This is a genomic window from Prevotella communis, assembly GCF_022024115.1.
GTDB lineage: Bacteria > Bacteroidota > Bacteroidia > Bacteroidales > Bacteroidaceae > Prevotella > Prevotella communis.
In genome coordinates this window covers 611003-635629 of the sequence record NZ_CP091792.1, presented here as the reverse complement: position 1 = coordinate 635629, position 24627 = coordinate 611003, and the positions used below count along the sequence as shown (strand labels likewise).

Here is a 24627-nt window from a genome sequence, read left to right as displayed (position 1 = left end):
CTCCAACATCAAACATCAGACATCAAACATCAAAAGTTTATCCCTGCACTGTTCCATCAACCATTTAGGCGTTGACGTGGCACCACAGATGCCCACGGTATTGATGCCTTCCAGCCACTGAGACGCTATTTCCTCCGGGCCTTCCACCAAATGAGTATTAGAGTTCACGCGCAAGCACTCATTATAAAGCACCTTTCCATTACTACTCTTACGACCACAAACAAACAGGACGAGGTCATGCTTGGCAGCGAACTGTGAGATATTCGGCATTCGGTTGGCCACCGAACGACAGATGGTGTCAAAGCTCTGGAATTTCGCATTTGGTGATATATGTGCCTGGATATAGTCAATGATACGATGGAATTCATCGAGCGATTTCGTCGTCTGACTATACAGGTAGATATCACGCGAGAAATCCAGTTTCGTCACCTCATCGAAATTCTCAATGACGATAGCCGAAGACTGTGTCTGTCCAACCAGTCCCAACACCTCGGCATGACCCTTCTTACCAAAGATAACGATCTGCGACTGGAGGTTTGCATCATACTGTTCCTTGATGCGCTTCTGCAGTTTCAGTACCACAGGACAGGTTGCATCAATAATCTCAATATTATTCCGCCGTGCCAGTTCGTAGGTCTCAGGTGGTTCACCATGAGCACGCAACAGCACCTTCACATCATGCAGCTCACGCATCTCCTCATGGTTAATAGTAATAAGCCCCATCTGTCGCAGGCGCTCACACTCCATGCCGTTATGCACAATATCTCCCAGACAATAGAGTTTCTCGCCCTGAGCCAGTTCCTCCTCCGCTTTCTTAATGGCCGTAGTCACGCCAAAACAGAAACCACTGCCGTTATCTATCTCTATCTGAATCATTATTACTCGTTATCTAGTTGTCTCGTTATGACGTTATCACGATAGTAAATCTCCAGCAAATCCTGTGCTGCCACAAAACTCGTCTTCTGTCCCTGCAGCACCGACTGCTCTGCCAACTGAAGCTGTTCACGAATCCGGGGATTATGATAGAAATTCAGCCTCAGCTGTTCGTTGATGGTCTCATACATCCAGTACTTCGATTGTTCGTTGCGACGATAGTCGAAATAGCCATTGGCCTTCACGAAATCAAAATACTCGTATATCATATCCCAGATTTCCTTCACGCCCGTGCCATAGAAACCACTATAGCATAGCACCTTTGGTGTCCAGCCACTCTCTGGCATGGGGAAGAAATGCAGGGCATTACGGAAATTGGTTGCAGCCATCTGACAACGGTCCACATTATCACCATCACATTTATTGATGACAATGCCATCGGCTATCTCCATGATACCGCGTTTGATACCCTGCAACTCATCGCCTGTACCAGCCACCTGTATCAACAGGAAGAAGTCTACCATCGAGTGACAGGCCGTTTCACTCTGACCAACACCTACCGTCTCCACGAATATCTTGTCGAACCCCGCAGCCTCACAAAGGACGATGGTCTCACGTGTCTTTCGTGCCACACCGCCCAAAGAGCCGGCCGACGGACTGGGACGGATAAACGAATCGGGATGTATGGCCAGTTTCTCCATACGTGTCTTATCTCCCAGGATACTTCCCTTGGTGCGCTCACTACTTGGGTCGATAGCTAATACCGCCAGGCGTCCGCCTTTCTCTTTCAGCAGATGAACGCCAAACTCATCAATAGAGGTCGACTTACCAGCTCCCGGCACGCCACTGATACCGATACGCACACTCTTTCCGCTATAGGGCAGACACTTATTGATCACCTCCTGCGCCTTAGCCTGATGGTCGGGATTCACACTCTCTATCAGCGTCACCGCCTGCGAGAGAATCGTCACGTCACCTTTCACGATACCCTCAACCATCTCGCCGACGCTCAACTCACGCCTGCGGAAACGGTTACGCTTCAGGTAAGGGTTGATGATAGAAGGCTGCTCTACCCCACTATTCACCTGCAAGCCAGCATATTCAGCACTATTCTCGGGATGTTCCATTTGTTTGAATTGATAATTATTTCACACTCACTTTGATAACCACCTTGGAGTGGTCGGGGTCGTTGGTAATCATCAGCACACGCGGACGCTGACGAGCCTTCAGTACCTGATCCCTGTCTATCACGACCTTCAACTTCGTGGACTCACCAGGTTGCAGTTCACTCTTATCCAGCGTCACTTTCATGCCCTTTGTAAACATCTGTAGCGATGATATCTTCAAAGGCACGCGGCCCTTATTTGCCAAGGTGATAACCCCCTTCTTCACATTCCTTTTGCCCACCATTCCCAAAGCAATAGAGTCGGTGGAATACTCCAGTCGGGGCGCATACTGTTTGTTTTTTCCTTCGAAAAGCGTTGCATTAGGCAACAACACCACTGAGACAGGGAACTCCGTCTCACTGCTCACCTTGTCGCTCAACTGCTCCGCCAGGTAAATCGTGGTCTGTGTCAGTCCAAAACTGTTCAGATGCTGCGAATTCAGTGTCAACGTCAGCTTACCGGTCTTCCCCGGTTCCAACTTCTCCGGCACAGCAAAAGCCGAGAGATATGGCGGCAAATGAAGCATATTCGGCACCACCGTTTCCGTACCATTATTAATAATATTGACAACCATCTCCGGATGGTCACCCTTATTCACATCATCAAACTCCGCATTGTCAACATCAGCCAGGATATTACCAAACTTATAGGGATACATCCTGCTATAGTCTTTCCAGTCCTCAAGGACAACACCCTCCATGGTCAGCCATACGGGATTCTTAGAGCCACGTACATAGACAGCAGCCTGCTTGCGGAAATGTCCCAGCATACGGGCGTCATAGGTCAGCGAAATCTTGAATGTCTCACCGCCACCTACACTCTTCTTAGGGTATTCCACCTTGGTACATCCACAATCCGGTTTCACACTTGTAACAGTCAGATGACGTCCGCTTCTATTTTTCAGTTCAAACGTCGCCGTGACAGGCACCTCAAACCCCGTCTTTCCGACATTAACCGTTGACTTATCTACCTGCACTCTCTGCGCAGATACAATCAGAGAGGCCATACAAAGGCCTATTATTACTAAAGTCTTCTTCATTCTACTTTTATAGTTTGCGATTTAGCGACACCACGGAACTCAGGACTATAAGCACAACTGGCAGTACAGGTGCCTGTCTCGTATGTTCCCGCGCGGTCGATATAATATTCCGTCTCTATGACATGCTTACCCTTAGCAAGCAAGTCGAAATAATAATTTGTAGCACAATCCTTCGGTGTTGTATAATAGCCCCAATGATAACCGCTCAACTGGTTCACCGGTTCCATGCAGGCAGCACGCTTGTCAACAACCTGCACAAAATCATAGTCACGGTCGGCCTCGATGGTGATGCGTACCTTGATGCGGTCGCCCACCTTGAGATTTGCTGCCGCACTTAATATCTCGCGCTTCACCTTGATGCCGCTGTTTTGCGCCTCGATATCGCTAACAGACTGCATATACTGCATATAGACAGCACCCCATGAGGTTCCTGTAGAGGTTTTCTCGGCAGTGAAGGTCTGCTTGTTGTCACCACTCATCGTAGTCTTCACATAACCGATACCTGCCGTAGCCTGTGATGTCTGCAGTTCCTCACCGTCAACCTTCAGCACAGTCTTCGGTTGCGCTTTCAGTGACTCACTATTGCCATTCAGGAAAGCATAAATAGCATCGGCACTATTCACGGGCGTATCCCAAGCCTGTGTACGTTTCTCCTGCAACAGCCAACGCTGCATCTCCTCGATGGTCTTGGTATCCTCAGGCGTCAGTCGCTTGATAGCCTCGATAGCAGCCACCTGTGTGGGGATGCGGTAGTCACGCCATGAGTAGAGGGCACGGTTCGTATCGTAATAGCGTCCCATATCCTCACGATAAACCGTGTATTCTTTCAGGCTCTTGATATACGTCTTATTATTTAGAACAATAGCCGACATCGCCTTGTCGTAGATGCTTTGATTAGTTGTTTCTTTCTTCAACAAACGGATGAGATAGTTATTAGCCTCTTTCACGTTGGCAGGTAACTGCCGACCGTCGAGCGCACAAATATAAAGCCACTGTAGTACCATGTGACTGGGGAAGGTTGGTTTCCATCCCTTCTTGGCATCCTTCTTCATCTCATCAACCATCTTCACCATCTCTTTCCCCATATAGTCGAAAGCCCTGGTGAGCATTTGTTTGGTAGCATCTTGAGTAGTGGTCATCTGGTTCAGACGTACCAGCATCTCGCTGACTTCAACCGTCATATATATTGACCCATCCATACCAGGCCACCAACTCCATGAGCCATCAGCAAGTTGCAAATGACGCAAGTTATCTAAAGAGCTATTCTGCCGCTGTTGTATCAGGTTTTCATCAAAGAAATCAGCCAGTCGCTCTTTCTGCTCCTGTTCGCGATTAGCATCAGCCAGCCAAGGTGTCTCATCAAGTACGAGGTCTTTCAGTTCCTGATTCTTCTGCAGACTGCTCTGCAACGAAACCTCATCACGACTCCAAGTCTCAAAGATATGTTTTGTCTGCGGGTTCTGCTTCAGAATATGGCGCCCTATAGCATTGGCATAAAAAGCTGATACCTGACAGATAGCACAGTTATCGTGAGGATGACCCACCGTGGGCAAGGCCTGAATCATCAGCCAGACTGGGTTATTGGTATACTCTAACGTCAGTTGACTATTCGTTTTATCTTTCAAGGCAGACAAGTCTATCGTCTTTATCCCAGGTTCCGTCTGTGTGAAAGGTACCGTTACGGTGACACGCTCCTTATTAGGTAAAATGGGCAGATAGTGCTGCTCACCATCGCTAAAGCCCTCGCCACTAACCATCATCTTAGCAACCAGCAGAGTGTAAGAGGTGCTACGACTGTCATAAGTGAAGGTTACCGCACTAGTGCCATTAGCCGTCACTTGAACATATTGCTCCTGAGCAGACACCACCTGCATGGTCTCTGGATCAAGCAATTCCAGACGAGCTTTACCGATGATAGCCTTCTCACTAGTATTCAGAATACGGGCCGAGATAGTGGCCATGTCACCCTCGCGCACAAAACGAGGCATATTAGGTATAATCATGACTTCTTTCCTAGCTACAGCATCGTCAGTCAATGTTCCTGTCTTCATATCCTGTGTATGAGCCAAGCCCATGAAGTGCCAGGTGGTCAGGCACTCTGGCAAAGTGAATTTCATCGACACCCGTCCTTCGCTATCAGCCAGCAGTTGCGGATAGAAGAATGCTGTCTCCTGCAGATTCTCTCGCATCTGCATCTGCTCAATTCCATTCTGCTTGTCAGACACGTTCATCCCAACAAGATTATCCGCTACCGATTCCTTCGTTTCTAAGATATCCATCCCAGCAATACGACCTTGCAGACTTTCATCTACCGTTGCCATTGCCATACCTGCGAACTCCTTCGGAGCTGGCGTCTGTGTGCCATATGAGATTTCTGATGCTCTGTTTGCCAAGCTTCCCATCAATCGGGTGTTCCTTGTCATATAGACACCCCTTCTGAAACTTGAAGCATCAGGATAGATAGAATGATCGAAACGATTGAATGTCAGTTGACGCACCTTGAGTAATGACTCTGTCCAAGAAGCATTTGGAGTTTCAAATCTGCAATCATAGAAGAACCAACTTGTCTGAGGCAATGGCAATCGTCTATTGACACTCATAGACCATTCGTGGGGAGTCAACTGATCCAGGCTCTTATCATAAAGCGTAGCCAACAGCTGCGCCTTGACGGGTTTCCCGTCTGGGCCTAAGATGGTTAGCGTCCATTCTTCGTTTTGTCCAGGTTCCAATCGGTTGCGGAAAGTCTGCCATTGCAGTTTCAGATTCATATCCGGTTTTGGACGTTCAATAGAAATATCATGAACATAGGATTTACCTTCCTTCACCCATGCAAAACTTATCAGGATACCATTATCATAGTCCTCTTTGTATGTAAACTTACGATTCAACAGTTCATTTGTCAGGTCAGCAGAACCGCTTTCTATTAGTCTGTCGCCCGAAAGAATAGTATAAACCACATGTACATCGCTGGCTGACGATCCAACCTGTACGGTAACAGGCGTACCATCATTAGGGAAATAATTACTTGAAGCATAGAACCAATCGTCTGTCTCAGCAACAGGTCGTTTATCATCGAGCGAGAACACCACGAACTCACGTTTCAGGGAATCCTCACCACAGATGGCCTCCACGGTATGCTTACCCACCTTCAGTTGTCCCTTGGCAAGAGGACATTTCGTCATGGTCTTGACAGTATTCCATCTGCCACCATCCACACGATAGCGCACACTCGCATCCGTATCAACACCAGCAGAGTTCTGCATCATAAAGGTCATACTACCCCCATCCTCTTTCAGTATCTTTGTGGGTAAATCAATGAGAAACATCGATTTGCGGTTACCCAACGGTAACGACAGCTCGGCATAATGCGTCTCACCCGCCTGATCTGTCACATCCACATCAATCTCGAAATTATATAGCATGGCATATTTCGTCATGGGCAATACCATAGGGGTAGGAATCGTAAAGTGTCCATTAGCATCAGTAACGACCTCACCCTCTGCCATCATGTGAGTACCGTCATCCTCCCCAATAGTGATCTGATTCCAATAATACGAATAGCGCCACCATAATTGATGCCTGGTACGCTCCACCGTGTATTTCACTTTGGCACCCTGTACTGGTGTTCCGGCATAAGTACGGGCTATACCTTTCACCTGTAGCGTATCACCATCTTTATAGTCAACCGTCACCTTTGGCATCTCCACCTCGAAAGTTGGGCGCTTATATTCTTCCACACGGAACCAGTTGCTTACACGATCCACTCGTACGCAGTATTGTCCTGTCAAGCCCTTGCGTGGCAGTGTAAACTGTGCGGAACAAGTACCATAATCATCAGTAGTTACATACTCTTTTCCAATCTCCTTTCCATTAGCATCTTCTAAGGTAACCTGTACTTTCTCACCTTTACGCACACTATGTTGGAAGCCCTTCTCTGTCTTATAAAGGATGACCGACACATGAACAACCTGCCCAGGACGATAGATGGAACGGTCAGTAAAGATTCTGGCTTCCTCTCTCATTTCCTGTTGTTTATAATACGTGAAATAGCCATAATGATTCATCTCCGCGCAAGCCTTATCATCGTCAGTAGTAACAAAGAGTTCTGTGACGCGCAAACTACCAGTCTCGCTAACAGCCTCACCCTTACTATCGGTGGTCAGGGTGACAATCTTTCCATTCGAATTAAAACGTAGTTTGGCACCACCCACGGGCTGTCCTGTGGTCGCATTTACAACCACATAGCGAGTCTTACTTTTGGAAAGATGCTGAGACAGCACACGCAGGTTGCTAACGTAATAGAAACTACGCTCCACCTTCTTCATACTTGGCAAGGTTTCAACCTCTACCATGTAGACACCCACGGGCAAAGCCGACAACTTCAGGGTATCATTGAATTGTTCATAGGGAGCCTTGCCACCATAGGTTCGCACCTGTGTCAGTTCTGGTTTCTCCGTCAATCTTCCTTTGATTTTCCGATAGTCATTTTCCTTGTTCGGATCAATATCTTTCAGATCCATGGCGGTGGCATTCACGCGATAGACACGCATAGTAAGCTTAGAAATACCACGGATATCACCTATTCCTACGGTTATTTCCCTATGAGGCAATACCGGTTCATGCGCCCAAGTATAATAATTCAAGGACTTTAGCTCCTTCTGCTTATTACGCAATTCATTCATTCGGTCCCATGTACCCCAGTGTTTCAAGGCAACATCTATATATTCCCATTTCTCTTTTGCCGAGACCTGAGCATTCTCCTCCATGAGTCCATAACGACGAATTGCCACCTCGCCCGTCTCCGGCAGGTCAGCATAAGCCTCAGCCAGCGAGTCCAAACGTGCAAAAAAAGGAGACCAGCTTGACTTTTCGTCGTCATAAGGTGCTTGTTGCATGAGCCATTCCAAACTACTCATCATCGCTGCAACACGATTACCTTTCTTCAGATAATAATCACGCAACACATCATAATGCTTAGTTTCATAACCAATCACGCTAAGCAAGTCACCACTATAAATGCGGCTGTCTTCGCCTTCCTTCACAAATGGCCGGAAACTATCAGCTTTCACCGCAGCCAACTGCTCCGGATGCTGCAATGCCATATCATAATAATGCTTGGCAATCTCTCTGTGATTCTCGCCAAGAAAGTAGTTTCTTTCATAGATAGAACCCAGCACGGTCTGATAAACAGCACGCAACACAGGATCCTTTGCACGCTCCTCACGCTGCTGCAAACGCTCTACAACAGGCTTCAGCGAGTCACGGCTCACCGAAGTACATGCCTGACCGGCCTCCAACTCTGCTTTCAGTAATTGTCCGTAATTCTTTTCTTTCTCTGCCTTGGCTGCTATCTGGCGTAGCACCTGCTGTTCCGTCTGCGGCAGATCCTTGTTCAAGGCATCTTCCACTTGTTTCCACAAAGACTCATACGACTGTCCAAACAAAAACGCTGGAATCATCCATATAACGGCTAATGCAATCTTTTTCATATGCGAACATTGTTTTAGAAAGCAAAGATATAAAAAAAATCTGACAATCCATATTTCGTTACTCCAAAATTGCCCTAAAATAGGAAAGTTTAACGCATTTTACGGATTTGCGCAACCGACGTTCTGTCATCACTTTCCGTCAAATTGTCATGTTTTTAGCAGACGGCACGCTGTTTGATGCCCTGTCATCAGAAACAAAACAAATAAGAAAGGAGTTAACTATGACAATCGACAAATTCACTATCAAGGCGCAGGAAACCGTACAGCAGGCCGTCAACATGGCCCGCCAAAACGGTCAGCAGTCCATTGAGCCCGTGCATCTGTTCAAGGCCCTGATGGACAAGGCGCAAGACATTACCACATTTATTTTCCAGAAACTGGGTGTCAACGTCCAGCAACTCAACATGCTGGTCTCACAGGAGATGCAGCATCTGGCCCGTGTGCAAGGTGGCGAACCCTATCTCTCAAACGACAGTCAGAAGGTTCTGCAGAAAGCCGAAGACCTTGCCCACGAGATGAACGACGAGTACGTTTCGTGTGAGCCAATTCTGTTGGCTCTCTTAATCGTCAACTCCACCGTGAGTCGTATGATGAAAGACGCGGGTGCCAACGAGAAGGATATGCGTCAGGCTATCCTCGAACTCCGTCAGGGGCAGCGTGTGCAGAGTCAGAGCGCTGACGACAACTATCAGTCGCTGGAGAAATATGCTAAAAACCTCGTTGACCTGGCCCGTCAAGGTAAGCTCGACCCCGTCATCGGACGTGATGACGAGATTCGTCGCGTGTTGCAGATTCTATCGCGCCGCACAAAGAACAACCCCATCCTGATTGGTGAGCCCGGTACAGGTAAGACAGCCATCGTTGAAGGTCTGGCCCAACGTATCGTACGTGGCGACGTGCCCGAGAATCTGAAGGACAAGCAACTCTTCTCGCTGGATATGGGTGCATTGGTGGCTGGTGCGAAATACAAGGGCGAGTTCGAGGAACGCCTGAAGAGCGTTATCAACGAGGTGACAGCTTCTGACGGACGTATCATCCTCTTCATCGACGAGATTCATACGCTCGTTGGTGCCGGCAAGGGCGAGGGTGCCATGGATGCCGCCAACATCCTGAAGCCTGCATTGGCACGAGGCGAGTTGCGCAGCATCGGTGCCACCACCCTCAATGAATACCAAAAGTATTTCGAGAAGGACAAGGCCCTGGAACGTCGATTCCAGACTGTGATGGTTGACGAGCCTGATGAACTCTCTGCCATTTCCATCCTTCGTGGTTTGAAGGAGCGCTATGAAAACCACCACAAGGTACGTATTCAGGATGATGCCTGTATCGCTGCCGTGCAACTCTCCGAGCGTTATATCACCGAACGTTTCCTGCCCGACAAGGCCATCGACCTGATGGACGAGGCCGCCGCCAAACTCCGCATGGAGCGCGACAGTCTGCCCGAGGAGCTCGATGAGATTACGCGCCGCCTGGCACAGCTCGAGATTGAGCGCGAGAGCATCAAGCGCGAAGCTTCCGTGCCCAGTGGTTCGGCCGCTGGGGATAAGCTCTCGCAGCTTGACCGCGAGATTGCCGAGCTCAAAGACCAGGAGCGCGATTTCCGCGCCAAGTGGGAGGGCGAACGCCAGCTCATCAACAAGATTCAGCAAGACAAGCAAGAGATGGAAAATCTCAAACTGGAAGCCGAGCGTGCCGAGCGCGAAGGCGATTACGGTAAGGTGGCTGAGATACGCTACTCCAAGCTAAAGGCCCTTGAGGACGACATCGCCGCCATCCAGCGCCAACTGGACAGTGCCACTACTCCCGACGGATCTCCGTCGGGTACCAGACTGGTCCGCGAGGAGGTTACCGCCGATGATATCGCCGAGGTAGTATCACGCTGGACAGGTATCCCCGTCACCCGTATGATGCAGAGCGAGCGCGAGAAACTTCTCCACCTCGAGGAGGAGCTCCATCGTCGCGTCATCGGTCAGAACGAGGCCATCACAGCCGTCTCTGATGCCGTGCGCCGCAGTCGCGCCGGTTTGCAAGACCCTAAGCGTCCTATCGCTTCATTTATCTTCTTAGGTACCACTGGTGTGGGTAAGACTGAACTTGCCAAGACGCTGGCAGAATATCTCTTCAATGACGAGACTATGATGACGCGTATTGACATGTCGGAATACCAAGAGAAGCATACGGTCTCCCGCCTGATTGGTGCACCTCCGGGCTATGTAGGCTATGATGAGGGCGGTCAGCTCACCGAGGCTGTACGCCGCAAGCCCTATTCCGTGGTACTCTTCGATGAGATCGAGAAGGCACACCCCGATGTATTCAATATCCTCTTACAGGTATTGGACGACGGACGACTTACCGACAACAAGGGACGTACGGCCGACTTCAAGAACACGATCATCATCATGACCTCGAATGCCACACGCGAACAACTCCGCGCGACTATGCGCCCTGAGTTCCTGAACCGTATCGACGAGATTATCACCTTCACACCACTGTCAAAGGCGGAGATTGCCGATGTCGTCAAACTACAGTTGACACGTGTCCAGAAGATGCTTGAGCCACAGGGCTTCACCCTGGAGGTCACCCCACAGGCTATCGACTGGCTGGCACAGGAAGGCTACGATCCCGACTATGGTGCACGACCTGTGAAGCGTGCCATCCAGCAGTATCTGCTCAACGACCTGTCGAAGAAACTGCTGGCCGACGAGGTGAATCGCGAGAAGCCCATCATCGTGGATTCCTTCGGCGACGGCCTGGTCTTCAGGAATTAAATCATTATCACGACAATTATTTTTGGGGTCCCGGAAAAACTCGCCTCGAGTTTTCCGGGACCCCAAAATCTTCACTCGAGTGATTTCATCGATTGAGTTAGCTCAAATCATGAAATCACTCGAGTGAATTCATGATTTCAGCTATATGGCGATATTTTGCCAGTTTTCTCCATAAAAAAAGTTCCAGTTTTCTTTGTCAGATTAAAATAAAATCTGTACTTTTGCAGCGCAAAAACAAATATTCGGGGTGCTGAGGCATGTGCCAAAGCTGAGAAAATACCCATAGAACCTGACGCGGGTAATGCCGTCGGAGGAAAGAAATATGAAAATTAATATTAACAACAAACAACACGAGACGCAAGCCTCTACTATATCAGAGCTTGCCACCCAACTGCAGTTGCCGCCCAAAGGTGTGGCAATCGCCATCGATAATCAGTTGAAACCACGTAGCACCTGGGACGACACACCTCTTCAGGAAGGCGCATGTATCACTATTATCAAAGCAGCATGCGGGGGGTAAGGCAGATGGTACAGTTTATTTCCCACTATTCCGAGCGTTATAGTTATCTGGACTCCATCCAACTGGCTCTTGAGGGCGGTTGTCGATGGATACAACTGCGCATGAAGGATGCTACCGATGATGAGGTACGCCCCATAGCTGTCGAAGCCCAAAAGCTTTGCCGTGCCTATGGAGCCAAATTTATCATCGACGACCGTGTGGCACTGGTACGCGAACTGGGGGCCGACGGCGTGCACCTGGGAAAGAACGACATGCCTATCCGTGAGGCCCGACAGATTTTAGGGCCCGACTTCATCATCGGTGGCACAGCCAACACCTTCGAGGAAGCAAAAGCCCACTACGAAGCCTCAGCCGATTATATTGGTTGCGGCCCGTTCCGTTTCACCACCACCAAACAGAAACTGGCCCCTGTCCTGGGACTTGACGGTTATCGTCAAATCATCAGAAAACTGCGTGCTGCCAATATCACGATTCCCGTGGTGGCTATTGGCGGCATCACCAAAGACGACATCCCCGCCATCCTCCAGACAGGTATCACGGGCATTGCACTGAGTGGCACCGTATTGCGTGCCGACGACCCCATTGCAGAAATGAAACACATCATAAACATCATTAATCATGAGTAAACTAATTATTGCAGGGCGGGAGTTTAGCTCTCGCCTTTTTTTAGGCACAGGCAAGTTCAATAACAACGAACTGATGGCGCGCGCCATCGAGGCTTCTGCCACGGAGATGGTGACCGTTGCCATGAAGCGAGTAGAACTTGACGATCAGGATGACGAATTACTCACCCACATCACCCAATTCCCCAACATCCAACTGCTGCCCAACACCTCTGGCGTGCGTAATGCCGAGGAGGCCGTCTTTGCCGCCCAGATGGCACGCGAGGCCTTCGGCACCAACTGGCTCAAGTTGGAGATTCACCCAGACCCACGCTATCTGCTGCCCGACTCTGTAGAGACGCTGAAAGCCACCGAGCAACTGGTAAAACTCGGTTTCGTGGTACTTCCCTATTGTCAGGCCGACCCCACACTGTGCAAGCATCTCGAAGAGGCCGGTGCTGCCACGGTGATGCCCCTTGCCGCCCCCATCGGCACCAATAAAGGTCTGCGCATGAAGGACTTCCTGCAGATTATCATCGACCAGGCCACCGTGCCCGTAGTCGTTGATGCCGGCATCGGAGCGCCTAGTCATGCTGCCGAGGCCATGGAGATGGGTGCCGACTGTGTCTTAGTCAATACCGCCATTGCCGTGGCAGGCGACCCCGTTAAGATGGCCGATGCCTTCCGTCAGGCCGTCATCGCCGGCCGACAAGCCTATGAGGCTGGTCTTGGAGCCATTGCCGACAGTGCCGAGGCGTCAAGCCCATTGACCGCATTTCTTAATGTTTAATGTTTAATCTTTAATGTTTAATCTATAATGATCAACGATCACAAGGCTTACGCTCAGCGTGAGAAATACTATATGCAGGGTAAGATATACCCTGATTTGAAGGTCGGTATGCTCAAGGTCAACCTCACCCCTACGGTGACGAAGGATGACAATGGCAAGACCCATACAGAGAAGAACGAACCGGTGTATATCTACGACACCAGTGGTCCCTACACAGACCCCAACTATCAGGTTGACCTCAAGAAAGGTCTGCCCCACCTGCGCCAGCAGTGGATTAACGACCGTGCGGCAAAGGGGCAGGGTATCACCCAGATGGCATGTGCCAAGGCCGGCATCATCACTCCCGAGATGGAGTATGTGGCTATCCGCGAAAACATGAACTGCGAGGCACTGGGCATCAAGAGCCATATCACCCCCGAGTTTGTGCGCGACGAGGTGGCTCGCGGCCGTGCCGTCATACCCGCCAATATCCATCACCCCGAGAGCGAACCGATGATTATCGGTCGAAACTTCGCGGTGAAGATTAACACCAATATCGGCAACTCAGCCACCACATCCTCTATCGATGAAGAGGTGGACAAGGCTGTCTGGTCGTGCAAATGGGGTGGCGACACCTTGATGGACCTCTCCACTGGTAATAATATCCACGAGACACGCGAATGGATTCTGCGCAACTGTCCTGTTCCTGTGGGCACAGTCCCCATCTACCAAGCTTTGGAAAAAGTGGACGGCAAGGTAGAAGACCTCACCTGGGAAGTGTATCGCGACACGCTCATCGAACAGTGCGAGCAGGGCGTTGACTATTTCACCATCCATGCCGGCATCCGTCGCCACAACGTACATCTGGCCGACAGTCGTCTCTGCGGCATCGTGAGTCGCGGTGGCAGCATCATGAGTAAGTGGTGTCTGCTGCACGACAAGGAGAGTTTCCTCTACGAGCACTTCGATGATATCTGTGATATCGTGGCGAAATACGATGTAGCCCTATCGCTTGGCGACGGACTGCGCCCTGGCTGTACTGCCGATGCCAACGATGCCGCTCAGTTTGCCGAGCTCGACACCATGGGTGAACTAGTGGGGCGTGCGTGGGAGAAAAATGTGCAGGCCTTTATCGAGGGACCCGGCCATGTACCCATGCACAAAATCAGCGAGAACATGGAGCGCCAGCTGGTGAAATGTCACGAGGCACCTTTCTACACCCTCGGCCCCATCGTCACCGACATAGCCCCTGGTTACGACCATATTACCAGCGCCATCGGTGGCGCCCAGATAGCATGGTTGGGCACTGCGATGCTCTGCTATGTCACCCCCAAGGAACATCTGGCCCTGCCTAATAAAGATGATGTACGCGCAGGTATCATTGCCTATAAGATAGCGGCCCATGCCGCCGACCTGGCCAAAGGACATCCCGGAGCCACTATCCGCGACAATGCCCTGTCGAAAGCCCGTTTCGATTTCCGCTGGCGCGACCAGTTCCATCTCTCGCTCGACCCCGAATTAGCCTTGCAGTATTTCACCGAGGCAGGCCACACCGACGGGGAGTATTGCACCATGTGCGGCCCCAACTTCTGCGCAGCCAAACTGACGCACGACCTGAGGAAGATTAAACATTAAAGATTAAACATTAAACATTAATGGAACTCTCTCGTGAACAATGCAGGCGATACAATCGCCACCTCATTCTCGATGGTTTCGGCCTCGATGCACAGGAGCGATTATTGCAGTCGAAGGTGCTGCTGGTAGGGGCAGGCGGACTGGGTTCACCAGTTGCCCTCTATCTGGCGGCTGCAGGTGTGGGTACCATCGGTGTTGTGGATGGCGACACCGTCAGCATCACCAACCTGCAGCGACAGGTACTTCACAGCACACCCGACGTAGGACGTCCCAAGGTGGAGGTAGCCCAAGAGCGCATGCAGGCCATCAATCCTGATGTCAAGGTCGAGACCTACGAGACCTATCTCAGTGAGGCCAATGCCCTCGAACTGATACGTCCCTACGATTTCATCATCGACGGCACCGATAATTTCGCCACGAAATATCTGGTCAACGACGCCTGCGTAATGTTAGGAAAGGCCTTTTCCATGGGCGGCATCAGTCGCTATAGCGGACAATTGATGACCCATGTGCCCGGCTCAGCCTGCTATCGTTGTCTGTTTCCCGAGCCACCCGCCAAAGAGGACGTAGAGACCTGCGCCACCGTTGGTGTGCTCGGCTCTATCGCCGGCATGCTGGGTACCGTTCAGGCCACCGAGTGTATCAAATATCTTGCTAACGTGGGCAATCTGCTCACCAATAGTCTTCTCACCTTCGATGCCCTCTCGATGCAGTGGCAGCGCTTCGACTTCGCCCAGCGTTCCGACTGTGCCCTCTGCGGCATAGAGCCAACCATTCATGAACTGAAGGAATATGCCTTCCAACCCTGTAAATCAAAATAAACAATATGTTTTCCGACGAACTAAAAAATATCAGTTGGGATGAGACCACAGAGCGTATCGCCTCAATGACCGATGCCGACGTGCGCCGCGCCTTAGGAAAGAGCCACTGTGACATCAACGATTTCATGGCTTTGCTCTCGCCTGCTGCCGAGCCATACCTGGAACAGATGGCACGCCTTTCGCGTAAATATACTGAGGAGCGCTTCGGCCGCACCATGTCGATGTTCATTCCCCTTTATATCACCAACTCCTGTTCCAACTCATGCGTCTATTGCGGTTTCCATCGAGAGAACCCCATGGCACGCACTATCCTCACCCCCGAGCAGATTGAGGACGAATATCGTGCCATCAAACAACTGGCACCCTTCGAGAATATCCTGCTCGTCACGGGCGAGAATCCCGCCAAGGCCGGTGTGCCCTATCTGGCTAAGGCCATTGATATTGCCAAGCGCTATTTCTCGAATATCAAGATAGAGGTGATGCCACTGAAGATGGAGGAATACAAGGAACTGACCCACCACGGCCTCAATGGCGTGATCTGTTTCCAGGAGACCTATAACCGCGATCACTACCAGCTGTACCACCCACGTGGCATGAAGAGCCGCTTTGAGTGGCGTTGCGACGGGTTCGACCGCATGGGTCAGGCCGGTGTACACTCTATCGGCATGGGTGTGCTGATTGGATTAGAGAAAGAGTGGCGCACGGATGTCACCATGATGGCCCACCACCTGCGCTATCTGCAGAAGCACTACTGGCGCACCAAGTACTCCATCAATTTTCCCCGCATGCGCCCTGCGCAGAACGAAGGATTCCAGCCCAACTGCTTTATGACCGACCGCGAACTGGCGCAGGCCACGTTTGCCATGCGTATCTTCGACCACGACGTAGATATCTCCTACTCTACCCGTGAGCCGGCCTATATCCGCGACAACATGTGCACGCTGGGCGTCACCACCATGTCGGCCGAGAGCCACGTCAACCCTGGCGGCTATCACACCTATCCCCAGGCGCTGGAGCAGTTCACTGTGAGCGACGAGCGCACCGCCAAGGTCATCAATGCCCGCCTCAAAGAACTAGGACGCGAACCTGTATGGAAAGACTGGGATGCCTCGTTCGACCTATTTAAGAAGTGCATATGATTATTGTTCTCACAAAACCCGACTTCTTTGCTGGCGAGGCCGAGCGTATCACCGCCCTGCTCACCAGTGGGAAGGCCGACCTGATACATATCCGTAAACCTCAATCCAGCCAGTATGAGGTAGAGCAATTGCTGTGCGACCTGCCGGCAGTGCTCTACCCTCGACTGGTGCTTCACGACCACCATCCCCTGGCGATGAGATACGGACTGAGGGGCGTGCATCTCAACAGACGCAATCCCAATCCGCCGGCAGACTGGACGGGCGCCGTGAGCATCTCATGCCACACGTTCAAGGAGTTGGCTGAGGCCAGAAAGCAGTCGTATGCCTATATGAGTCTGAGCCCCATCTTCGACAGCATCTCAAAGCAAGGTTATCATGCCGCATTTACCTGCAAACAGATTGAAGAAGCACGCCTACAGGGTCTTATTGACGAGCGCGTGATGGCACTGGGGGGTGTCACATTCAGTAAGATTGAAGAAGTTAAACAAATGGGCTTCGGAGGAGCCATGATCCTCGGCGACGCATGGAAATAGTACTGACCATAGCCGGTAGCGACCCCTCGGGCGGTGCCGGCATCCAACAAGACCTCAAGGTGATCACGGCCCATGGCTGCTATGGTGCCACCGTTATCACTGCTCTCACCTCGCAAAACACGCTGGGTGTGCAGTCGTCCATGTCTGTTCCACCCGACGTCGTAGCCTCACAGTTACACGCCGTCCTCAGCGATCTTCACCTCTCAGCTATCAAGATTGGCATGATACCCGATAAGGCCGTAGCTCAGGTCATAGTTGAAGCACTAAAAGAGGTACAAGTTCCCATTATCTACGACCCCGTGATGATCTCCACCAGTGGCTATCAGCTCATGTCGTCCGATGCCATCAACTATATCGCAGAGCAGCTTTTCCCCCTCTGCACACTCGTCACCCCCAATCTTCCAGAGGCCGATCGACTGAAAGATCAGTTGGAACATCCCTGCACCGCTTTTCTGGTGAAGGGTGGCCATGCCCAGTCCACGCAGATGACAGACCGTCTCATAATGTCCGATGGCACCGTCAGCGAGTTCACCACAGAGAAGATTGCCAGCAGCAACCTCCACGGCACCGGTTGCACCCTGTCATCTGCCATAGCATCAAATATGGCCCTGGGCAACTCATTACCCAAGGCCATATCTCAAGCAAAGGATTTCATCACAGCCGCCATCCGCCGTTCTGCCAACATTTCCATCGGCCACGGCAACGGGCCATTACATCCTTTCTTAACTCCTTTAACTCCTTAAATCGGCGTAACAGACGCCGGCGACAGCACTGCAGCATGCGCTGCCTTCTGGGCAATTACAGCCAGTCCTTTTGCCAGTCCCTTCGGACGCGTCTTCATGCCCACGCAACTCTTTCCCGTGAGTTTCTCAAACCAAGTACAAGCAGCAATATAACGTCCCATCGTCAGATTCAGATGGTAACCGTCGCGTGTCAGGTCACGATTCACGATATTATCCTTTGTGCTTGCCGTGGCAAGCACCGTGGTTCTTGCATTCTGTATGGCAGTGCCCGTAGGAATATAAAACTGCAGGTCATACTGATGGTTACGCATCATCTTCTCCACGGCAGCGGTAATGCTGGAATACATCACAAACTGGTTATAGTTATACTTCGCAAAACCCTTATGTTCAGAGTCTTCTGCATAGGCCCACGTCTGCTGGAAACCCAGTCGGACAGAGTCCACCGCCAACGCTTTCACATAGCCTATCATCAGACTTAGTCCCGGCTCATAACTCTCCAGGCGACCAGCATCCTGACTCACCTGTTGCAGGGTAATCACATCCCATGGCTCATCAGTGATAATATCCCGTAGCGTATATTTTCCCCGGTTCACCTTCTTGCCGTCGGTCACCTTACGATATTCCGTGTTCACCGCCAGCGAACGGGCATCATTCCAATGCCCTATCAGGCTCCATCCCCCTCTATAGGCATTACCGATGACAAAGGTCACGCCGGCCTCCTTACCCAAGTCCCACAGATACTGCTCCACAGCATCCTCAGAGAATGAATTACCAATGGCCAGCACTCTCAGCGTATCCTTTACCTGCGCGCTCGCGGCCTCAACAATCAACGATAAAAGTAAAAATAAATATAGCCTTTTCATGTCTTCTCTTTATCCTTTTTCAAACAACGCTGCAAAGGTACTCCAAATTTTCGATTAAGCGAAGACTTTTCCCTAGGAATTCATGATAATCATAGAAAAAAACTCCCAGACTCCTTATACATCCAGTTGGTGACACTGAAGCCCGTATACTGCTTGAAGGCCAGACTGAAGGTGCTGTAGCTACGGTAGCCGCTGCGCCCGGCCAGGACGAGGAATTTAACCTCGGCTCTCTTATGTAACGCATAGGCAAACAGATAAAAAATTTTTTGAGATTTGGTACGATTTGTAAGATTTCTCGCCGCAGGCGACTGAATATCGCGGAAAATATGTATCTTTGCAGCCAGAAACATATAAAAAACAACGATTATGACAGCAATAGAACTACGTGAAGAACTGTTCCGCGAGATGAATCCGCTGCTTGATAGCGAAACGGCTATGAAGAAGATCATTGCGTATGTAAAGGGACTGGTTGTAGCCCAGAACAAGAAGTCTGGCGTTGCCGCCCGCAAAGGCTGGGCTGCTGCAGCCAAAAAGGCTCATGCTGCAGGCGAAGACAAACAGGTGACTGTCGACGACTTTGCCGGAGCATGGGCGACGATGGACGACGACAAGCTTGATGCCGCGCTGGCCAAGTTCCATAAGGACTGGGGGGGCGAAGGCACTGCGAGAGAGATAGCCGATGAGCTGCGCAGCAGCCGCGAGAATTCACGAACCGTTGAAACCTGGTAAGCCATGCTGACACGAGGAACCTATCTGCTAGACACCTGCATCTGCATCGCACTCATCAAGCAAGACCCCGCCGTGGTGGAGCAAATCCGCCGCGTGGGAGTAAGCGAATGCAAGATTTCCGACCTCACCATCGGCGAACTCTATTTCGGCGCCTACAAGTCGGGCCGTCCGGAGCATTTCGACGACGTGATAGAGATTCAGAACCTATTTGAACAGTATTCCACAAGTCATTGCATGCGCGAGTATGGCGACATTCGCTGGCAGCTCGAACGCGCTGGGCAACGCATCGACAGCATGGACCTGATTATCGGTGCCACGGCGCTGCATGAGGATCTCATCCTCGTCACCGACAACGTAAAACACTTCAGCCGCATACCCGGTTTAAGAATTGAGAACTGGATAGACAGAAGCAAAAAATAGAATTTCGAGAGCATTGGCTTCATGTCGCGCTCGTTTATACTCCCTCCGCACACTCCATGCGGAGGGATTATTATTTAGGGGCTTTGATGCCCCGCCCCCGCGGAGTGGCAGAATTTACAAAAAACAGTGGCAGAATTTACAAAAACTTCACTTTCAGGCCAAAAACTATTGCATGTTTCGCAGATTTTTATTAACTTTGCCAACAGAACATAATACTTACCCGAAAACTATAACCTAATGAACATGACAAACATTATGATCTTAACACTCGTAGGGGTGGTGGCGCTGCTCACCATCCTGTGCTGCTGCATGGGCTATGCCATCGGCAGCAAGGACGACCGGCTGAACCGGCTCACCGACGAGAACCGCGACCTGAAGGACGTGATCCAGGACATGGACACGGAGATAGAAGGCGAAGGGAAGGGGTAGACGAACCGAATAATAATATATTTTTATAACCTAATTAATAACAATTTAAAACTTAAAATTATGAGTAAAATTTCGATTAAGAGAGAGCAAAGCCAAGCAGGCTTGAGCTTTGCCGAGCGTGAGAAATTTCGACCGCAGGTCAAAAACAAATTATTACTTCTGCTCGCGCTGCTCTTGACGGCGGCGACGGGCGCGTGGGCGCAGGACTACTACGCGCCCTCTACCGACGAGGTAATCATCCTGAATGAGGTTTACAACGCCTCAAACTCCGGGTATTCTTCACACAGCGCTATCGCTTGGGGAGGGTCTGCCTCAACTTCTAATAAGAAAGCTGGTGATCCCAACAATGGGGGGGTGTCAACTTCAAGTACTGTGAGTTGCTATTCTGTTAAAGGAACTGGCCAAGGGAAAAATATTACGCTCTCAATTACTGGAGTTTCTAAGGTTATTGTTTATCATGAGAGAAATTCCTCTAGGTACATTGAACTAAGGGACGGCAGCAAGACAGGCAACATCATCGGATCCGGACAAAAAAACACATGGTATACCGAAGTTGCGTTGACTGCTACCAACGAGTATTCCATTTTTCTTCATGGAACCAGCGGTTCAGACGATGCGGATTTTAATGTCTATGCCATCAAACTTATAGCGGCTGCTGACCCTGCTCCCGCCGCCCCCGCTGACCCTGCTCCCGCCGCCGCCGCTGGCTACACCGTTTCTCTGAAGGACGGCGTGAAGGATGCCGACAAGTGGACGGTGAAGGTTGGCGACGGCCAGGCCCAGGCGCTGCCCATCGGCGGACTGAAGGGCAACGGCTCGGAGACCGTGACGCTGCAGTACAACGGACGCCTGAAGGTGAAGGGCGTGAAGGCTACAAGCGAGGCGGCACCGGCGGCTGGCAAGACCGTTGACCTGTCGACGCTGACGGCCGACTACGAGGCGCAGGACGGCGACGTGCTGACGGGTGAGACAACATCCTGCAAAGTGACCATAGCCGCCGGCGCCACGGTGACGCTCGACGGCGTGAACATCACCAAATACGGCTACTGCATCAAGTGCTTGGGCGACGCCACCATCATCCTGAAGGACGGCTCGAAGAACACGCTGACCGGCACGAGTACCGATTATCCTGCCCTCTCGATTGGCGACGCTAATACGACGCTGACCATCCAGGGCTCAACGGGCGTGCTGAACGTAACAAGCGGAAATTATTGCGCGGGCATCGGCGGTGGTTATTCGAACACCAACAACACCTGCGGCAATATCAGGATCGAGGGCGGCGTCATCACCGCACAGGGTGGCAACGGTGGCTCTGGCATCGGCTCCGATTGTGGTGAAGCAACTTGTGGCGACATCATCATCACGGGCGGAACGATAACTGCTAAAGGTGGCGGCTACGCTGCCGGTATCGGTACTGGTAATGGTAGAATTGCTCAAGTTGTCTGCGGCAACATCACGATTGCCAACACTGTGACCAAGGTGACCGCCACGGCGGGCGAGGAAGCTCCCTACAGTATTGGCAAGGGCGACGGTGATGATGCCACCTGCGGCACAGTAACCATCGGCGGCACGAAGTATTGGGAGAACAAGGCTGCCGTGAACGGCGGCGACACCTATCTGGCTCAGAGCCCGCTTATCTACGACCCGGCGGCACCTGCCGCTGCTGAGGGCCATGCCCTTTCTGCCTCCGCTGTCGGTGAAATTGTTGGCAGCGACGGCAAGGCATACGCCGCAGCCGACAAGGACAACCTGCCCACGGGTGTGACCGCTGTGGCTATGGTGGCATACAAGAGTGCCACGGCCGGTAGCAGTCTCGCCATCGCCCTCGCCGACGAAGGCAAGTTGAATTGGGCTACGGCTAAATCGACATGCGAAGGCAAAACTGCCATCGGCGGCAATTCATGGAAGCTGCCCAGCCAGGACGATTGGAAGCAGATGTTCAGTGCCAACGGCGGCAACGAAGGAAGCTACAGCGGTCTGAACTCTGCTATCACTACCGCCGGAGGCACAGTCTTGCCGGAGAACGGCGACTACTGGTCGTCTACGCCGAACGGTGAAAGCTACACCTGGGACGTGTTCCTCAGCGGTGGCGCTACCTACTGGTACGGCGACACATATGTGGACGACGACCTCCGTGTTCGCGCCTGCTTCGCGTTCTAATCCCTCTCGCGCGTGAACATTATATTATATATATAGAGCGATGAAAATGATGAAGGAAATGGTCCAGGGTCGTCCGGAAGCACGCTCCGAGGCAAAAAACTTGCTTTCGGGTCGTCCGGAAGCACGCTTGGAGGCAAAAAACTTGCTTTGCAGTCAATACAGAGCACGCCCAGAGGCAAAAAACTCCATTTGTAGTCAATACAATCGATATTTAGAGTGAATAGAATCAAGAACATAGAAACATTAAAACATTAAGATTATGATACAAATTAAAAAAACAATACTAACGCTCGCGCTGCTAATCACGGCCGCGACGGGCGCATGGGCCGACCAGCTCGCGTCGTCATACTCGTCGAACGCGACGCTCAACGCAGTAACCGTGTCGGGTAGCATGGAAGTCACCATCGCCACCGGCGTGACCGTCACCATCAACAACGGTCTCAACATCACCAGCGGCACACTCACCGTCACAGGCCCCGGCACGCTCGTGGTAAACGGCGCGAAAGGAAACAACGGCGCCAGCGGTTGGGAAGCCAGCGACGGCAGCAACGGCGGTGTAGCCATCAGTGGCAACATCATCGTACAGGGTGGCGCTACCGTGACTGCCACCGGCGGCACCGGCGGCACCGGCGGCAGCGGTGCATTGGAAGCCGGCACCGGCGGCAACGGCGGTGTAGCCTTCGCAGGCACACTGACCTACAAGAGCGGCACTGTGACTGCAAACGGCGGTTCAGCCGGCAGCGGCGGCTATATCGATGACGAGGAAAGATATGCCTCCAGCGGCTCTGCTGGAAAAGCCTTTGCCAACGACGTGGACTTCACCCAGACGACCGGGTACAGCGTGACGAACGGCAACAGCACAATCGGAAGTGTCTTAAACCAGACAAAGGTCGTCATCTCCGGGGGCACTGAGCCTGCCGCCTCCTCCGGTCCCGAGGTCGCCTGGGACGAGGACAAGAAGACCGGCACGTTCACCATGCCCGGCGGCAACGTGACACTGGAGCCCGAGTACTACCCCCAGGCCACCGTGGCTGACGGTGGTGTGACCGCTGCCGACGCTGACGCGCGCGCCACTACCGACGACCCGCTGGTGAAGGTGGACGCCACGAAGCTCACCGGCGCCAAGAAGCTGATGTACTTCGTCAGCAACAGCGGCTCCCCCGCACCCGCCTACGACGCTGAGGGCTGGACCGACCAGCTGCCCACCGCCGAGGGCTTCACCCAGCAGGGCATCGTCTATGTATGGTACTACCCCGTGGGCACTGACGAGGGCGTCGATGGCGCCACCGCCACCTACAGCGATGGCGACATCTGCCTGCAGTCCATCATCGCACGCATCGCCGACGCGCCCACCTACGCCGTCACCTTCGCCGAGGGCACCGAAGAGTCCGACAAGTGGACCGCCGAGCCCAACGCCGGCGTGAAGAAGGGCGAGACCGTCACCGTCACCTACACCGGCTCGAAGAAAGTCATCGGCGTGAAGGCCGAGAAGAAGGCGGCTGAGCCCACCGTCACATTGACCCCAGGAGAGATAGGTGACTTAACAAGCAGTAGTAAGACCATTAACGGCATCACCATTGAAGTTTCAGGAGATGCCCATTTCTTCACAACTGGTTATATGGAGGTATCAGCAATTGATGGTGAAACTGGGGATCCTATTCCTGCGACAGGCACCTACACATTCACATCAAGCGTTGGAAAAATCAAGCGAATCGACATCAACCATGAAAGTGGCAATTGGTGGGGATCTGGTGACGGATGGCCAGGTAGTTATAACGTGTCCCACTCCAGTACATTCACATGGAGCGGCACTCCCGCTGCCTCCGTCACGTTGAATGGTTCGGGTAACGATATGGATAACTGCTCGTTTGTTGTCTCATCGTTTGTGTTCACCCTTGAGCCGACGAATTGAGCCCCCCTCTCGCGCGT

20 protein-coding genes and 1 riboswitch are annotated in these 24627 nt (G+C 51.8%); of the genes, 14 read left to right on the top strand and 6 right to left on the bottom strand.

Going from position 1 to position 24627, the window contains the following annotated elements:
* Positions 1-15: 15 nt before the first annotated feature.
* From L6468_RS02540 to L6468_RS02525, 4 genes are read right to left on the bottom strand one after another with little or no spacing between them, the layout of a single operon-like run.
* A complete protein-coding gene (locus L6468_RS02540) occupies positions 16-876 on the bottom strand; it encodes a 4-hydroxy-3-methylbut-2-enyl diphosphate reductase (protein WP_237794830.1) in 861 nt (286 codons plus the stop codon).
* Positions 877-878: 2 nt separating this feature from the next.
* A complete protein-coding gene (meaB, locus tag L6468_RS02535; protein WP_237794828.1) occupies positions 879-2000 on the bottom strand; it encodes a methylmalonyl Co-A mutase-associated GTPase MeaB in 1122 nt (373 codons plus the stop codon).
* 16 nt (positions 2001-2016) lie between these two features.
* Entirely contained in the window at positions 2017-3078 is a 1062-nt protein-coding gene (locus L6468_RS02530; protein WP_237794825.1) for a DUF1573 domain-containing protein, read from the bottom strand.
* Positions 3075-8567: an alpha-2-macroglobulin family protein gene (locus L6468_RS02525; protein WP_237794823.1), complete on the bottom strand. Its 5493-nt coding sequence runs from the start codon at positions 8565-8567 to the stop codon at positions 3075-3077. Before L6468_RS02525 ends, L6468_RS02530 begins: the two co-directional genes overlap by 4 nt.
* A gap of 221 nt (positions 8568-8788) precedes the next feature.
* On the opposite strand from L6468_RS02525, the gene clpB reads away from it, so the two are divergent.
* The 9 genes from clpB (at position 8789) to thiD (ending at position 18097) form a co-directional block, all read left to right on the top strand.
* Complete coding sequence (clpB, locus tag L6468_RS02520) at positions 8789-11335, top strand: ATP-dependent chaperone ClpB (protein WP_237794813.1); 2547 nt, start codon at positions 8789-8791, stop codon at positions 11333-11335.
* 233 nt (positions 11336-11568) lie between these two features.
* A riboswitch (TPP riboswitch) is annotated at positions 11569-11671 on the top strand.
* A complete protein-coding gene (thiS, locus tag L6468_RS02515; RefSeq protein ID WP_091814326.1) occupies positions 11658-11855 on the top strand; it encodes a sulfur carrier protein ThiS in 198 nt (65 codons plus the stop codon). Its footprint overlaps the riboswitch before it by 14 nt.
* Before the next feature lie 5 nt (positions 11856-11860).
* The gene (locus tag L6468_RS02510) at positions 11861-12481 is read left to right on the top strand and encodes a thiamine phosphate synthase (protein ID WP_237794811.1); all 621 of its coding nucleotides are present in this window, start codon (positions 11861-11863) and stop codon (positions 12479-12481) included.
* On the top strand, positions 12474-13247 hold the full coding sequence (locus tag L6468_RS02505; RefSeq protein WP_091814331.1) for a thiazole synthase: 774 nt from the start codon (positions 12474-12476) through the stop codon (positions 13245-13247). Before L6468_RS02510 ends, L6468_RS02505 begins: the two co-directional genes overlap by 8 nt.
* Before the next feature lie 27 nt (positions 13248-13274).
* Entirely contained in the window at positions 13275-14861 is a 1587-nt protein-coding gene (thiC, locus tag L6468_RS02500; protein ID WP_237794809.1) for a phosphomethylpyrimidine synthase ThiC, read from the top strand.
* A gap of 20 nt (positions 14862-14881) precedes the next feature.
* Positions 14882-15682: a HesA/MoeB/ThiF family protein gene (locus L6468_RS02495; protein ID WP_237794807.1), complete on the top strand. Its 801-nt coding sequence runs from the start codon at positions 14882-14884 to the stop codon at positions 15680-15682.
* A gap of 5 nt (positions 15683-15687) precedes the next feature.
* The gene (thiH, locus tag L6468_RS02490; RefSeq protein ID WP_237794805.1) at positions 15688-16821 is read left to right on the top strand and encodes a 2-iminoacetate synthase ThiH; all 1134 of its coding nucleotides are present in this window, start codon (positions 15688-15690) and stop codon (positions 16819-16821) included.
* The gene (locus L6468_RS02485) at positions 16818-17354 is read left to right on the top strand and encodes a thiamine phosphate synthase (protein WP_237794803.1); all 537 of its coding nucleotides are present in this window, start codon (positions 16818-16820) and stop codon (positions 17352-17354) included. The genes thiH and L6468_RS02485 overlap by 4 nt, the downstream gene beginning before the upstream one ends.
* Positions 17345-18097 carry a bifunctional hydroxymethylpyrimidine kinase/phosphomethylpyrimidine kinase gene (gene thiD, locus L6468_RS02480; RefSeq protein ID WP_237794801.1) on the top strand — a complete coding sequence of 251 codons (753 nt, stop codon included), beginning with the start codon at positions 17345-17347 and terminating at the stop codon, positions 18095-18097. The genes L6468_RS02485 and thiD overlap by 10 nt, the downstream gene beginning before the upstream one ends.
* Here the strand turns inward: thiD and L6468_RS02475 are convergent.
* Positions 18094-18960 carry a DUF4886 domain-containing protein gene (locus tag L6468_RS02475; RefSeq protein WP_237794799.1) on the bottom strand — a complete coding sequence of 289 codons (867 nt, stop codon included), beginning with the start codon at positions 18958-18960 and terminating at the stop codon, positions 18094-18096. The two genes, thiD and L6468_RS02475, sit on opposite strands and share 4 nt — an antisense overlap.
* Before the next feature lie 366 nt (positions 18961-19326).
* Here L6468_RS02475 and L6468_RS02470 point away from each other — a divergent pair, with 366 nt between their 5' ends.
* The 4 genes from L6468_RS02470 to L6468_RS14735 all read left to right on the top strand — a co-directional run bounded on the left by L6468_RS02470 (position 19327) and on the right by L6468_RS14735 (position 22698).
* Positions 19327-19689: a hypothetical protein gene (locus L6468_RS02470; RefSeq protein ID WP_237794797.1), complete on the top strand. Its 363-nt coding sequence runs from the start codon at positions 19327-19329 to the stop codon at positions 19687-19689.
* Positions 19690-19692: 3 nt separating this feature from the next.
* The gene (locus L6468_RS02465) at positions 19693-20109 is read left to right on the top strand and encodes a PIN domain-containing protein (protein ID WP_237794795.1); all 417 of its coding nucleotides are present in this window, start codon (positions 19693-19695) and stop codon (positions 20107-20109) included.
* Between the two features lie 243 nt (positions 20110-20352).
* Complete coding sequence (locus L6468_RS02460) at positions 20353-20538, top strand: hypothetical protein (RefSeq protein ID WP_237794788.1); 186 nt, start codon at positions 20353-20355, stop codon at positions 20536-20538.
* A gap of 60 nt (positions 20539-20598) precedes the next feature.
* Entirely contained in the window at positions 20599-22698 is a 2100-nt protein-coding gene (locus tag L6468_RS14735; protein ID WP_284438410.1) for a hypothetical protein, read from the top strand.
* 243 nt (positions 22699-22941) lie between these two features.
* Here L6468_RS14735 and L6468_RS02450 read toward each other — a convergent pair whose 3' ends face one another.
* Positions 22942-23277, bottom strand: a complete 336-nt coding sequence (locus tag L6468_RS02450) for a hypothetical protein (protein ID WP_237794786.1) — start codon at positions 23275-23277, stop codon at positions 22942-22944.
* A 397-nt stretch (positions 23278-23674) separates the two neighbouring features.
* Between L6468_RS02450 and L6468_RS02445 the strand changes: the two genes are divergently transcribed.
* Positions 23675-24610 carry a hypothetical protein gene (locus L6468_RS02445; protein ID WP_237794784.1) on the top strand — a complete coding sequence of 312 codons (936 nt, stop codon included), beginning with the start codon at positions 23675-23677 and terminating at the stop codon, positions 24608-24610.
* Positions 24611-24627: the final 17 nt, after the last annotated feature.

What these genes read in the sequence shown, in the direction of transcription:
- L6468_RS02540 (WP_237794830.1), bottom strand. Translation starts at nt 876, where the DNA reads ATGATTCAGATAGAGATAGATAACGGCAGTGGTTTCTGTTTTGGCGTG.
- meaB (WP_237794828.1), bottom strand. Translation starts at nt 2,000, where the DNA reads ATGGAACATCCCGAGAATAGTGCTGAATATGCTGGCTTGCAGGTGAAT.
- L6468_RS02530 (WP_237794825.1), bottom strand. Translation starts at nt 3,078, where the DNA reads ATGAAGAAGACTTTAGTAATAATAGGCCTTTGTATGGCCTCTCTGATT.
- L6468_RS02525 (WP_237794823.1), bottom strand. Translation starts at nt 8,567, where the DNA reads ATGAAAAAGATTGCATTAGCCGTTATATGGATGATTCCAGCGTTTTTG.
- clpB (WP_237794813.1), top strand. Translation starts at nt 8,789, where the DNA reads ATGACAATCGACAAATTCACTATCAAGGCGCAGGAAACCGTACAGCAG.
- thiS (WP_091814326.1), top strand. Translation starts at nt 11,658, where the DNA reads ATGAAAATTAATATTAACAACAAACAACACGAGACGCAAGCCTCTACT.
- L6468_RS02510 (WP_237794811.1), top strand. Translation starts at nt 11,861, where the DNA reads ATGGTACAGTTTATTTCCCACTATTCCGAGCGTTATAGTTATCTGGAC.
- L6468_RS02505 (WP_091814331.1), top strand. Translation starts at nt 12,474, where the DNA reads ATGAGTAAACTAATTATTGCAGGGCGGGAGTTTAGCTCTCGCCTTTTT.
- thiC (WP_237794809.1), top strand. Translation starts at nt 13,275, where the DNA reads ATGATCAACGATCACAAGGCTTACGCTCAGCGTGAGAAATACTATATG.
- L6468_RS02495 (WP_237794807.1), top strand. Translation starts at nt 14,882, where the DNA reads ATGGAACTCTCTCGTGAACAATGCAGGCGATACAATCGCCACCTCATT.
- thiH (WP_237794805.1), top strand. Translation starts at nt 15,688, where the DNA reads ATGTTTTCCGACGAACTAAAAAATATCAGTTGGGATGAGACCACAGAG.
- L6468_RS02485 (WP_237794803.1), top strand. Translation starts at nt 16,818, where the DNA reads ATGATTATTGTTCTCACAAAACCCGACTTCTTTGCTGGCGAGGCCGAG.
- thiD (WP_237794801.1), top strand. Translation starts at nt 17,345, where the DNA reads ATGGAAATAGTACTGACCATAGCCGGTAGCGACCCCTCGGGCGGTGCC.
- L6468_RS02475 (WP_237794799.1), bottom strand. Translation starts at nt 18,960, where the DNA reads ATGAAAAGGCTATATTTATTTTTACTTTTATCGTTGATTGTTGAGGCC.
- L6468_RS02470 (WP_237794797.1), top strand. Translation starts at nt 19,327, where the DNA reads ATGACAGCAATAGAACTACGTGAAGAACTGTTCCGCGAGATGAATCCG.
- L6468_RS02465 (WP_237794795.1), top strand. Translation starts at nt 19,693, where the DNA reads ATGCTGACACGAGGAACCTATCTGCTAGACACCTGCATCTGCATCGCA.
- L6468_RS02460 (WP_237794788.1), top strand. Translation starts at nt 20,353, where the DNA reads ATGACAAACATTATGATCTTAACACTCGTAGGGGTGGTGGCGCTGCTC.
- L6468_RS14735 (WP_284438410.1), top strand. Translation starts at nt 20,599, where the DNA reads ATGAGTAAAATTTCGATTAAGAGAGAGCAAAGCCAAGCAGGCTTGAGC.
- L6468_RS02450 (WP_237794786.1), bottom strand. Translation starts at nt 23,277, where the DNA reads ATGATGTTGCCACTGATGGCTACACCGCCGTTGCTGCCGTCGCTGGCT.
- L6468_RS02445 (WP_237794784.1), top strand. Translation starts at nt 23,675, where the DNA reads ATGCCCGGCGGCAACGTGACACTGGAGCCCGAGTACTACCCCCAGGCC.